Raw genomic sequence first — 12,978 nt, 5'->3', positions numbered from 1 at the left:
ATACATTTATTTTGAAGTGAGTGGTAATTAACTTTAAGGAGCTGTTAAAACCTTGGGTTTTGGTTGTGTTTTTGCTGTTCCTGACTGTTAAGTGTGGGTCGTTTGACGCTTAACACAAGTCGCGATTAGTATCCGTCGCGAAAATTCAGAGCGTGCTGAAATTAGCTCGGCAAGCTCGTTATAAATACCAACAATACTCATGCTTACCGCCAAGTGTAAGCCCAGGGAGAAAACACATGTTGAACACTAAAGTAACTAAGGCCGTGCGTTTAGCATTGGCATTTGGTGCTGCGTCTACGGCTGTGCTAGCACAGTCTGCGACCGCTCAGGAAGGTGCTGAAAAAGTTGAACGCATCGAAATCACAGGCTCGCGAATCAAGCGTGTCGACATGGAAGGTGCAAGCCCAGTTGAAGTAATTTCAACCGCTGAATTCGAAGGTCAGGGTCGTGTTTCTGTCGCCGAAGCACTGCAAAGCGTTACTTCTAACAGCTTTGGTTCTATTATCCCAAGTTCAGGTACTAGTGCTCAGTCACAATCAACCGTGAGCCTATTGGGTGCTGGTGCAGGCCGTACTTTGGTGCTGATCGACGGTAAGCGTATGGGTAGTTCACCTTCATTGAACGGTGGTGGTGCTAACCTGAGCTCAATTCCAATGGCGGCGGTTGAGCGAATCGAAATTCTGAAAGACGGTGCTTCTTCCATCTATGGTTCTGACGCGATTGCCGGTGTTATCAACGTTATCCTGAAAAAAGATTTTGAAGGTGTGTCTTTCGATATCCAGGTAGGTCGCCCTGAAGCAGAAGGCGCAGACTCTAAGCAAATGTCAATGGCATTTGGCGTAAGCTCTGACAAAGGTAACATTACCTTTGTATACGACCACCAACAACGTAACCCAATTTTCGACCGTGACCGTAGCTACACAGCCGCGTCAATGGAAGATAAGAATAAAGATGGGCTGATCTCTATCTACGACGAAACTGTCGGTATCAGCTATTCTGGTGCGACTATCAAAGGCCCGGACGGCATGTTGGCGTCTCCAAAGTGTGATGAACTGACCAAAAATGTCGACGGCTTCGTGGGCGTACTTGACCAAGGTAGTGCGCTAGGTGGTGTTGGCGGTGGTCAGGTTTGTGGTTATGCATTTGCCGACGTTTCTGCCAACATGGCTTCGACTAAACGTGACTCGGCGATGGCGAGCATCACGTATGAACTAACCGATGACCTGGAGCTTTTCGGTCGCGCTATGTTCAGTCGTAATGATTCATTTGGTCGTTATGCGCCAGCTGCTGCCAACTGGAATGATATGGCAGCAGACAATGAACACAACCCAACAGGCGAAGTGACTAAAGGTTATTTCCGTTGGTATCAACTGGGTAACCGTGACGGTGAAGTAACGGACTACCAGCAAGATTACACCTTAGGTCTGAAAGGTGCCTTCGGTGACACAGCTGAGTGGGAAGTGTCGTATCACAAAGCACGTTTGGATTATCGCGATGTTGGCCGTTTTTATCTGAGTAAAGCGGGTCTTTCTCACAATACGCTAAATGATATTGCGCTTGATTCAGAGCAAGGTATCGCCAACATGCGTGCCACCACTTACACAGAAAACCAAAGCGAGCTGGACCACCTATTCGCAGGTATCGGTTTTGAGTTTGGTGAATTCAACGACGCTGCTATTGCACACTACATCGGTGGTGAGTACTTCGATATGACATTGAATTCTCGTTACGATGCGCAAAACGAAGCCGGTCTGATTGGTGGTAGTGCTGGTAGTTCAGGTGCGGGTGAGCGTGATGTGACTGCTGTGTTCTATGAAGTCCAGGTGCCTATCATGGAAAACCTGACACTGAGTGCAGCATACCGTTATGATGACTACAGTGACTTTGGTGGTGAAGGTAACCCAAGCGTGAAGCTGGACTATCGTCCGATTGACGATTTGTTACTTCGTGCTTCTTACTCTGAAGGTTTCCGTGCACCATCTCTGAAAGAGCTAAATGCTGCTGACTCAACAGGGTTCCCGAAAGCTACCGACTATGTATTCTGTGATCAGCAAGGTATTGCAGCATCTAAATGTACTGAAGCGAGCTATGAAGAACTGCGTCAGGGTAACAAAGAGTTGGGCCCAGAAGAGTCAAGCTACATGAACCTAGGTGTTGTCTACTCTGGCTTTGAGAACGTATCTATTAAAGTAGACTACTTCGAGCTTGAAGTAGAAAACTTGATTAGCCTAATAGATGTTCAGGACCTGGTTGACCTTCAGTCTGCAGGTGCATATGACGCACTGATTGCTGAAAGACCTGCTGTTAAACTGGTACGTAATGCAGATGGTTCAATCGAAAAAGGTTACACGCAGTATTCAAACGGTGCGTTCATGTCGCGTAAAGGTTTCGATATTGATGTATCCTACAAGCTAGAAACTGCATTTGGTGACTTTAAATTCAGAAATGTAACGACACTTCTGACAGAAGTGGGAGAAGATATCTACTTCAGTGGTCCAACAATCAATGCGAAGAAGGCACCAGAGCAGCCTGAACTTCGTTCACAGTTTACAGTGAACTATGCTGTTGATAACTACTCTGTTAACTGGACAACTGATCTTATCGACAACACATATCAAACCGAGACCAAACAGCGACTTGATTCAGGTCAACAAGTAGTTGAGTACTCAGGTACACTACCTACTTATGTGACTCATAACCTGAACATTAAGTACTTCAGCGACGGTTACGGTACGTTCACTCTGGGTGCACGTAACCTATTCGATAAAGGTGTAGTGTACAACAACAATGGTTTCTATGTAGATTACCCACTGTACAATGCAGGTCACATCGGTCGTGAGATCTTCGGTGGATACCGCATTAGCTTCTAATGAGCAGATGAAATAATCACTAATTTCAAAGCCCCGTCAGGGGCTTTTTTTATGGCAAAAATTCACAGCAATCCCGCCCCCCTCTCCGTATGCTCAGTCACCGTCATTTTCAGGCCATCAATGTTTTGTAAACCATCAGTAAGTCAATTGGAAAGTAACCTGGCGGCTATTTTTTCATCGCAAAATCATCTGGTTCTTTAGGGTTGGGAAAAGGTACTTTTTAAAACATGTTGTTCACAACCTCATGTTTAACATAAGGTTGTTTGTTCTTTTTTGATCATTTTGATGTTTACTGTATGTAAAATGGGTAAGTTCCTTCTATCGGTAATTGCAAAAAACACATCAAGTGATGTTGACCTGGTGTCTGTTTGTTGTTTAAGATGCGTCACTAAGTTACCGTTTTGGTAAAAATACAAAGCGTTTGTTAACGCAAAAATAAATATAACCATCTTGTATGGTCCAGGGAGAATCCAATGTTAAATAATAAAGTAACAAAAGCGGTTCGCTTAGCGATCGCGTTTGGTGCTGTGTCAGCAACTGCATTCGCAGCCAATGCTGAACAAGGCGAAGAGAAAATCGAAAAGATTGAAATCACCGGTTCTGCTATCAAGCGTACAGATCTGGAAGGTGCTTTGCCTATCGACGTAATCGACGCATCTGACATCGCAAAATCTGGTGTAACAAGCGTGCCAGACCTAGTCGCAAACCTACCTGCGATGCAGGGCTTCACCGCTGCTGGTGAATCAGTAGGTGGTGGCGGTGGTGGTATTCAAACTGCTTCACTTCGTAACCTTGGTGCTGAATATACGCTGGTTCTTGTTAACGGTCGTCGTATGGCATCATCAGACTCTGGTTCAAGTATCGACATCAACTCAATCCCTTTATCTGCGATCAAGCGCGTTGAAATCCTGAAAGACGGTGCGTCAGCACTGTATGGTTCAGACGCTATCGCGGGTGTTGTTAACTTCATCCTGAAAGATGACGTACAAAGCACAACTGTAAGCGCGCGTTATGACAAGCCTTCTGATACATCGAGCTCAAACTTCTCAATCACGACAGGTTTCGGTGATTTAGACAGCGATGGCTTTAACATCATGGCAAGCTATAGCCGCGATGAGCAGGATAACCTGCGCTCAGTTGATCGCGATTTCGCCAGAACAGGTTTTGTAGAATTTGAGCATGCTGGACAAGATTTAGTTGCAATCGCTGGTTCTTCAAACGCAATCCCTGGTAACGCTTATGTTAGATATTATGAGCGTGACGAAGCAGGCGCGTATGTATTGGACGATGAGGGCGAACGTAAGACCAAAACTTACTCACTAAACCCTTATAAAGAAGCCAATGGTTCATGTCACACAACCAGTGCACCATCTGGTAACGCGTGTCAGTTTGACTACACCAGCACACTTGAGATTCAGCCAGAAAGCACACGCGATAACTTGTTCCTGCAAGCGGTTGCTACTGTGACTGAAGACATGGAAGCTTATGTGACTGCATCTGCTTCTAAATTTGAGATGACAACACGTATCGCGCCATACCCAACAGGTGGTTTCTCACTTGATGAAAACAGCGCGCTGATACAAGACAATGTCATTAAATATCTGCCAGACAACGTTAAGGCTGACATGGTAGAAGGTGGTGTATCTGCTCGCTGGCGTGTACTGCCAGGCGGTAACCGTACCGACGAGTGGAGCACAACTACAAACCACATCGTAGCGGGTCTGCGTGGTGAATTTAACGAGTGGTCTTACGACTTTGCTATCACAAGCTCAGGCGCTGAGCGTGAGCAGAACCGTATTACAGGTTACCCGCTGGAAAAAGAATTCATGGCACTGGTAACGTCAGGCGCAGTTAACATATTTGAGGCGCCAGAAAAGCTGTCTGACGACCAAAACAAAATGGTTGCAGACACTATGTTCAGTGGTCTGTGGGAAACAACTGACACTGATTTGCTAGCGATTGAAGGTAAAACATCAGGCGCTATCGCTGAGCTAGATGCTGGTACTGTATATCTGGGCGTTGGTTTTGACTACCGTCAATCGGGCTACTCACTGACCAATGGTGAAGGCCAGAATGCTGAAGTCGTTCTGTTCGAATCTGCTGGTACTGAGTTCGACCTTGAGCGTGACAGCTACGGCGCATTTGCTGAAGTAATCGTGCCAGTGATGGAGAACTTAGAAGTAACTGGTTCACTGCGTTACGACGAAATCGGTGAAATCACTGACTCAAAGCGTACTGGCAACCAGACTGTGAACGATAGCGCTGATGATACAACTTATAAAGTCAGTATCTCTTACCGTCCAACTGACGAGCTATTGCTACGTGCAAGTTACGGTACAGGCTTTAAAGCCGCAACTATGCGTCAAATTGCAGCACCTCGTCTTGAGTTTGGTGTAACGGCTTCTCCATATGATTGTCCAGCTGGCCTGGCTCCTGAAAAGGCGCGTTACTGCTACCAGGACAAGTTGCAGTATGATGTATACCGTGAAGGTGAGAAAGACCTTCAGCCAGAGACGTCTAAGCAATATACGTTTGGCTTCGTTTGGGCAGGTGATACAGGCACAAGCTTTGGTCTTGACTACTGGAACATCGAGATGGAGAACGAAGTTCGCCGTCTGACTCAGAATCAAATCTTCGGTGACCCAGTCACTTATGATGACCTTTTCACAACTAAAGTTGACCGTGGTACAGGTAATACAGTACTTGCAATCATCCAGCCTGCGCGTAACGTTGGTCAATCTCGTACTTCTGGTATTGACTGGCATGTAGATTTCACAACTAACTTCTCATTTGGTGAGTTGAAGTCTAGTCTAATGGGTACATACATGATTGAAGACGAAAGTCTGCGTGTAGGTACAACTGACGTGTGGGACACCAGCCTGGGTAAAGTAGGTACTGATGAAGAAGTTGCTTTCCGCAACATCATCAACTTCAACAATACTTTAACTCACGGTGATTTCACGCACAGCCTGAACCTTAAGGCGCGCAGTGGTTACACTGATGCATCAGCAGACGTGAGCTTCTACGTTGCAAAAGCGGACGATTGGAACTCAGCAGTAGACGGTAGTGTTATCCAAAAACACATTCCAGTTTACATGACGTTCGACTACCGCCTGGCATATGCGTTCGGTGACAATGCAAATGTTGCATTCGGTATTAAGAACCTACTTGACAAAGAGCCTCCGTTCACTCTGAACGCGGCAGCTGGTCACCAGGTTGGTTACGACCCACGTTATGCTGATGCATACGGTCGTACTTTCTACCTACAAGCAGATTATACTTTCTAATTCTGCCTGATTAAGTAAATACTTAATAAGCCCCTGCAAGATGCAGGGGCTTTTTTGTTGTGAAATATAGAAGTTGTTTGTTGCGAAAAGAGGTATTTACATTATCCCTTTTATCGCAACGAGGTGTATTCCCCTTTAACCCCGAGTATTTAAGCTCAATTCCAGCTGGCCTGATACCTCCAAAAATTTGAACAACAGCAATGTTTTGATACGCCAAAACTGACGATTTCCAGGTCAGAAACGCTTATAAAACAGCCTGATTATGAGTGAGATAATTTTGCTTGTGTAAGTTTTTGTTTTTTATCGATATTTTTGTTTCCTTTTTAGGTTTTTTGTTTCTATTTTAAAAAAGCTTGTTGACCTTTTGTTTTTCATGCGATTAGTATGTTTCACCAATATGGCTAAAAGTGTACGCACTTGTTACCCATATAAAATGAAGAAAATACATAAAAACAATGCTTTAAAAGAACTATTTAAAGCCAGGGAGAAAACAAATGTTAAATAGCAAGATCTCGAAAGCGGTCCGCTTAGCACTAATGTACGGTGCAGTATCTGCTACAGCTTTTGCAGCAAACGCAGAAGAAGCAGAAGAGAAAATCGAAAAAATTGAGATTACAGGTTCGAGCATCAAAGGTACAGACCTTGCTGGTGCGCTACCCGTAGATATTATTTCTGCAGAAGATATTAAAAATACAGGTGTATCTTCAGTCGGCGACTTAGTTGCACAAATTCCTTCAATGCAGGGCTTTACTACGCCTACTTCATCGGTTGGTGGTGGTGGTACTGGTCAGGCAACAGCATCACTTCGCGGTATCGGTGAAGACTACACCCTGGTACTTCTGAATGGCCGTCGTATCGCGCCACTAGATTCAACAAACACCGTTGACTTAAACTCGATCCCACTGTCTGCTATTGAGCGTGTTGAAGTACTAACAGATGGTGCATCAGCACTTTACGGCTCTGATGCGATCGCAGGTGTAATCAACTTCATCCTGAAAGATTCAGTGGACCAGTCTACTATCTCTGTCCGTGCAGACCGCCCTGATGATGGTGGTGATCAGCAAAGTATCAGCTTTACGACAGGTTTTGGTGATTTTGACCGTGATGGCTACAGTTTCGTAGCGTCTGTAAGTTATGACACACGCGATACGCTGCGTTCAAAAGATCGTGAATTTGCAAAAACGGGCTTCCTTGAGTTTGAAGTGGATGGTACTAAGTATTGGGATCTGAGAGCATCACCAAATGCGATCCCTGGTATTGCTCAAGTTTTTGTGGGTACTCGAGACGAAAATGGCGCGCCTACTGAAGGCTCATATACAAGAGTGTTCAGCCCTTACTATGCTGCGAATAAGTCATGTGCACCGGATACTGCTGTAGCACCATTCGGTAACCTGGGTGGTGTTGACTGTTGGTTCGACTACACAAGCACATTGGAAATTTACCCTGAAGATGAGCGCACTGCATTTGTGTTGCAGGGTGACTTTGCCATCAACGATAGTATGCAAGCATTCACAACGCTGACGTACACTGATTATCAAATGATCACGCGTATTGCCCCTAAGCCAACAGGCGCAATGAATTTAGGTAAGATTAACAGCGCTGATTCGGCTGACAGTCCGCTGTATACCAAATACGTTAAACCGCACCTGACAGCTGAAGAGCAGGCAAATGCTTCAGAATTCCGCGCAACATGGCGAGCTTTACCTGGTGGTAACCGTACCAGTCAGTACGACAACAGTGCATTGAACTTCACTTTAGGTCTGGAAGGTACACTGTTTGATAATGTAGACTTCAATACCGCAGTGGTCTACTCAGAGTCAACGCGTGATGATACCATTATTAACGGATATCAGAATGACCAGTTTGTTGGTAATGTAAGAGACGGCAACATTGATATCTTCCTGACACCAGATGAGTTTGCTTCTGACGAAGGTTCAGTAAAAGCTATCGAAGACGCGACCTGGCGTGGTCTGTGGACTACCGTTGAAACAGATATGCTGTCTTTCGACTTCCGTGCATCTCAGCCTATTTTTGAGCTACCAGCAGGTGAAGTGTATGTGGGTTACGGTGTAGATTATCGTAAGAATGGCTATGCATTCACTCGTAGTCAAGCTCACCTAGACAGAGCTTCAAATGCCCCAAGAAGCGAAGTTGATTATGATTTAAGCCGTGCACAATATGGTGCATTTACAGAATTCCAGGTGCCTGTACTGGAAGACCTGTCAGCAAACCTTGCATTGCGTTACGATAGTATCGGCAAAGTGAAAAATGACATTCCAGACGGTAATACATACTCGTCGGCAAGCGACACTACATATAAGTTCAGCTTACGTTACAACGCAACAGACGACCTTGTACTTCGTGGTTCAATCGGTACTGGCTTTAAAGTTGGTTCATTACGTAGCTTCGCACGTCCTCTGTCTTATCAGGGGGTAACGGGACCAAGCTTTACGTGTCCAAACTTGGGTGATCCAACTCGTGAGGTATTCTGCCCGGTCGGTAAAACTCAGTATGAAACTCACCTGAAAGGCAACCCTGACCTGAAACCGGAAGAGTCAGAACAAGTTTCAGTTGGTTTTGTTTACTCGCCAACCTCAGACACGACCATTCAGTTAGATTACTGGAGTGTTGAGATCGAAGGTAAGGAAGAAGTACCAGACCACACTTACATGTTTGAAAACCTGGGTACTTTCAATAAGAACTTTGTTGTTCATCCGACCAACTCAGATCCAGACCTAAAACAACTTGCTGTTGAGCGTCAATATCTGAACCTAGGTAAAACGGAAACATCTGGTGTTGACTGGAGATTTGAGTTCAACAATGAGCTAAGCTTTGGTCAACTGAAGACGACTCTTCAGGGTACACATATCATTGAGTCGCGTTACACTGCGCCAGGTGTTGTACCTTACGAATGGGAATCTAGCTTGGGTAGATATGGTAGTGATGAAGACGTTGTATTCAAGAATGTAGCAAACATCCAGAATACTTTGATCCATGGTGATTTCTCTCACACGCTTCGCCTTACTTACAAGTCGGGCTGGCGCGACGACCGCGTAACTGTTTACCACGGCACGATTGCTGAACCTGTAATGGAAACTGTATATGATAAAGACGGTAAAGAAGGTAAGGCATTTGTAACCGAACAAATGCAGCTAAAAATCCCTTCGTATACCAAAGTTGACTACAAAATCGACTACTTAGGGTTTGAAAATACTGTGATTACACTTGGTGTTAACAACCTGTTTGAGAAAGAGCCTCCGTTCTCATTGGGCGCTCCAGAAGGTCACGTAGTTGGTTATGAAGGTCGTTACTATGACCAGCTTCTACGCACTTACTACCTGAGCGTAGACTACAGCTTCTAAGAGAGCTTCATAAGAAAAGGCCGCATTTAGCGGCCTTTTTTTAAGGTTGTTCTTCTAATGTATATTTTAATAACTTGAAGCTCTGATTTGATTATTTTAAAATTTTATCGTATAAATTTATTGATAATAATTATATAGCTAATAGCAAGGAAAAGTTATGAAAGTTAGAACTCTATTATTTTTAGCCGGTATAATTTTACTGCTATCGGGTTGTAATAGCACCAGCCAGTCTCAGGACGACGCAGATCTCGCGAATAATGCAGGCTACCGATGTGAACAAACTCGTTCACTGGGTTCACATATTCCAACCACGTATTGCTCATCAGCTTTAGATAGGAAGCTCGCAAAAGAAGCGGCAGCGGATGAATTACGGAGTATTCAGGCCTCTCGTCCTACGGTTGATCTTGAAACGGGCAAGCACAGATAACCCGGTTAAGCTATATCTGAATTAAGCAGCCATATTATTATAATTGCTAAAGTTGGCTGCTTTCCCCTAAGCTTGGTCATTATTTTCTCATTAGATTTATATGTATATTTTAATAATGCGGCTTTTAGTTTGACTGACCTTGTACCTTGTTGTATAACTTAATTGATAATAATTATTTTTAAACACCTCAGGTCGTAAGGAGAAGACATGAAAATCAAAGCGTTACTTTTTTTAGCAAGCTCCGCTTTACTCTTGGCTGGCTGTAACAGCACGAATAACACTAGCGATGATGGCAGTCAGGCAAAATCAGGATATCGCTGCAAGCAGGTTCGTGCTTTGGGTTCTAATATCCCTAAAACTTACTGCTCTAATGCGCAACAAAGAAAAGAAGCCCGTGAAGCAGCACAGGAAGAGATGAGAAATAGACAAACAACAACACCAACCTTTAACCGTGGTGGTTAGTCTACTGGGGTATCCGTTATTTTATCTTTGCTCCAATTGTGAATATCGGAAAACCTAACACCTGAGAGTTTGTATCAGCTCTTGGGTGGTTCAGGCTCCAAATACCTTAATGTTTAAGGTTTTATTAATGCGAATTAAGTTATAGTAAAAGATTGCAGGGTAGAGCTGGATATATCAATACGCGCTGCTTTTTACTTTACATCCACCACTTTACTCGCCTTTTTATAACGTATTTTAAATCCCGACCAAGTGGGTAATTCCCAACGCTTTGGTGCATCTTTGCGATGACCTTGAATATAATCGAGGGTAATGCGTTTGGCGGTAAAACTATAAGCCACACTCATGGTTAATTCAGGTAGGACAACCTCAAGTGGGAACTTTTCTATAAAGGGTTCAATGATCCAGTCCTCCATGGGTAGATAAAACAGGTCCTGCGCCTCAATCAGCATCAAATCTTCCTGTGCTTCAATACCCAAGTCCTCTAGTGCTTGTGTCAACCACTGAGCTGCACTCGGCACTGCTGGCATTTCACTTTGCTCATGTTGATGATATAGCTTTTGATAATCCAGCATGCGACTGACCTGCTGCCAGGCGCCGGCAAACAGTTGGTTTTGCTCAATTAACTTAACACAAGCCGGGATCAGTTGAGAGCCTGTTGCGATGTGGCTTTGTCGTTCCAAAGCGACGCCAGCATAGTGGCGGATAAGCTCAACCCAGATGGTGTCTTCTTCCAGGTAGGCCCGCTCCAGCGTAATGTCTGTTTGCGCATGCTGTATCAGCAACGAGCGCGTTACTGGGGCTGCAAGCGTAGCCAAGGTGGTGGCCTGTTTAACGCCTTTGCCCGCCAGTGCATAGGTATCCAACACCAGGATAGCTGCGCATGTGTCTGGCACACGGGATTCTTTTGCTGGTACCACTTCACCCTGACCATTGCTAAAGCCACCGCGACGGTTGTCCTTTTTGATATATAGCCAGTCCGGGCGTACTGAGGCAATTGCGCTGAGCAGCGCATCGCGATCATAGCTGGCGGCTTTGTCCAGTGGTGGCAAAGAGAAAGCCTCTCTCAGTTGCGTACTGAATTGTTTGGCCTCACGCAGGGCATCTTCCTCTGCGCGTATACCTGGCGCTTTGCCCCGTAGCAGTGCGATGACCAGCTCCAGGTCGCAGCTATGGGGCAACGCCTTGCTGAGCGCGTCAAGTTGCTCTGCTGAGCTTGGTAGTTGATACACTCGTGCTGGCACCGACATCACCGCGACGGCATCTATCATTGCCTGGCGCAGGCGGTTATCCGGCATTTTGGTTATCAGGTGACCCAGTTCGACATCGACGGGCAAAGGGTAGAGCTGCTTGCCAAGCTCGGTGGCACGGCTTTGTGCGTCAAGCGCGTCGATTTTTCTGAGCAGGTCGAGTGCTTTTTGTTTTGAGCTGGCAGGCAGCGGGTCGATGAAGCTCAGCGAGTCGATACCATCGGTGGCACAGCCAGCAGCCAACACCAGCTCGGTGAGCGCCTCTCTTTGCACTTCGGGCGGGGTTCTCTCTATGAGAGGCGCATATTGTCCATACAGGCGCAGACAGAGCCCTTCCTGAGTCCGTCCGGCGCGGCCCAGGCGCTGTTTTGCGGAGTCTCTGCCGATTGCATCCAGGCCCAGTACCGTTTTGCCATTTCTCAGGTGTGTGCGCCGCTCCAGGCCCGAGTCGATAACACAGGTAATATTGGGAATGGTCAGTGAGGTCTCTGCCACATTGGTTGCCAAAATGATCCTTTGTCTGGGCTGCTGATGCAGGGCAAGCCGTTGATCATCTGGCGCACAGCCACTGAACAGAGGGACAACCAAAGCATTGAGTGCTTTGAGCTGAGCGGCGCATTGCACGATTTCGCCTTTGCCGGGAAGGAAAACCAGAATGTCGCCACGGGTATGGTGCAGCGCATACTCGCAGGCTGCTTTGACTCTGTCACTAAGATTGTCGCGACTTGGCATTGCACGCATATCCTTGGCAAGAAATCGCTCTTCTACCTCGAACATCTTGCCTTTGGATGTCAGCAGCGGCGCGTCGAGGTAACTGACCAGCCGCTCTGCCGACAAGGTGGCAGACGTTACGACCAGGCGATGCTTTCCCTGTTGCTTTAACATGGCCAGTAACAGGTCCATATCCCAGCGCCGCTCATGGAATTCATCCAGCATAACGATGGCAAAATCACTCAGGTGGCTTTCAAAATACCAGCGCAGTGCCACACCCGGCGTTACAAAGACGACCTGGGTATTTTGCTTAAACTGGCCTTCAAAACGGATAGCATAGCCTATCTGCTCACCAAGCCCACTGTCTTGTTGCTCGGCAACATACTCAGCCAACGAGGTACAGGCGATCCGCCGGGGCTGGATCACTAATACCCGACCTTGTTGGGCTGCCCAGACAGGCAGTTGTGTGGATTTTCCTGAGCCAGTGGCTGCGGCCACAATGACGTTGCCAGAGGATAGCAGGTGACAAAAATCGGCTTTGATCTGTTCGATGGGCAGAGACATATGGACTTGATACTGTTAGATATTTTTTAAAGTGCTGAGGATTTTAAC

The 12,978-nt window shown here is 46.0% G+C and carries 6 protein-coding genes; 5 read left to right on the top strand and 1 reads right to left on the bottom strand.

All coding sequences use genetic code 11. The features are described 5' to 3' along the window. Positions 1 to 236 precede the first annotated feature (236 nt). The 5 genes from C3B51_RS00990 (at position 237) to C3B51_RS00970 (ending at position 10,408) form a co-directional block, all read left to right on the top strand. Positions 237 to 2,870, top strand: coding sequence for a TonB-dependent receptor plug domain-containing protein (locus tag C3B51_RS00990; RefSeq protein WP_125716265.1), 2,634 nt, complete (start codon positions 237 to 239; stop codon positions 2,868 to 2,870). A gap of 473 nt (positions 2,871 to 3,343) precedes the next feature. Further along, complete coding sequence (locus tag C3B51_RS00985) at positions 3,344 to 6,157, top strand: TonB-dependent receptor (RefSeq protein WP_130243870.1); 2,814 nt, start codon at positions 3,344 to 3,346, stop codon at positions 6,155 to 6,157. Between the two features lie 494 nt (positions 6,158 to 6,651). After that, a complete protein-coding gene (locus tag C3B51_RS00980) occupies positions 6,652 to 9,519 on the top strand; it encodes a TonB-dependent receptor domain-containing protein (protein WP_130243869.1) in 2,868 nt (955 codons plus the stop codon). 157 nt (positions 9,520 to 9,676) lie between these two features. After that, on the top strand, positions 9,677 to 9,946 hold the full coding sequence (locus C3B51_RS00975; RefSeq protein ID WP_130243868.1) for a hypothetical protein: 270 nt from the start codon (positions 9,677 to 9,679) through the stop codon (positions 9,944 to 9,946). A 207-nt stretch (positions 9,947 to 10,153) separates the two neighbouring features. Next, positions 10,154 to 10,408: a hypothetical protein gene (locus tag C3B51_RS00970; RefSeq protein WP_130243867.1), complete on the top strand. Its 255-nt coding sequence runs from the start codon at positions 10,154 to 10,156 to the stop codon at positions 10,406 to 10,408. Positions 10,409 to 10,599: 191 nt separating this feature from the next. On the opposite strand, the gene C3B51_RS00965 is transcribed toward C3B51_RS00970, so the two are convergent. Next, complete coding sequence (locus tag C3B51_RS00965; RefSeq protein WP_130243866.1) at positions 10,600 to 12,930, bottom strand: DEAD/DEAH box helicase; 2,331 nt, start codon at positions 12,928 to 12,930, stop codon at positions 10,600 to 10,602. Positions 12,931 to 12,978 lie beyond the last annotated feature (48 nt).

It is taken from the genome of Pseudoalteromonas rubra (genome assembly GCF_004212645.1).
Taxonomy (GTDB): domain Bacteria; phylum Pseudomonadota; class Gammaproteobacteria; order Enterobacterales; family Alteromonadaceae; genus Pseudoalteromonas; species Pseudoalteromonas rubra_G.
This window is presented reverse-complemented; position numbering and strand designations above follow the sequence as displayed.

What these genes read in the sequence shown, in the direction of transcription:
- C3B51_RS00990 (WP_125716265.1), top strand. Translation starts at nt 237, where the DNA reads ATGTTGAACACTAAAGTAACTAAGGCCGTGCGTTTAGCATTGGCATTT.
- C3B51_RS00985 (WP_130243870.1), top strand. Translation starts at nt 3,344, where the DNA reads ATGTTAAATAATAAAGTAACAAAAGCGGTTCGCTTAGCGATCGCGTTT.
- C3B51_RS00980 (WP_130243869.1), top strand. Translation starts at nt 6,652, where the DNA reads ATGTTAAATAGCAAGATCTCGAAAGCGGTCCGCTTAGCACTAATGTAC.
- C3B51_RS00975 (WP_130243868.1), top strand. Translation starts at nt 9,677, where the DNA reads ATGAAAGTTAGAACTCTATTATTTTTAGCCGGTATAATTTTACTGCTA.
- C3B51_RS00970 (WP_130243867.1), top strand. Translation starts at nt 10,154, where the DNA reads ATGAAAATCAAAGCGTTACTTTTTTTAGCAAGCTCCGCTTTACTCTTG.
- C3B51_RS00965 (WP_130243866.1), bottom strand. Translation starts at nt 12,930, where the DNA reads ATGTCTCTGCCCATCGAACAGATCAAAGCCGATTTTTGTCACCTGCTA.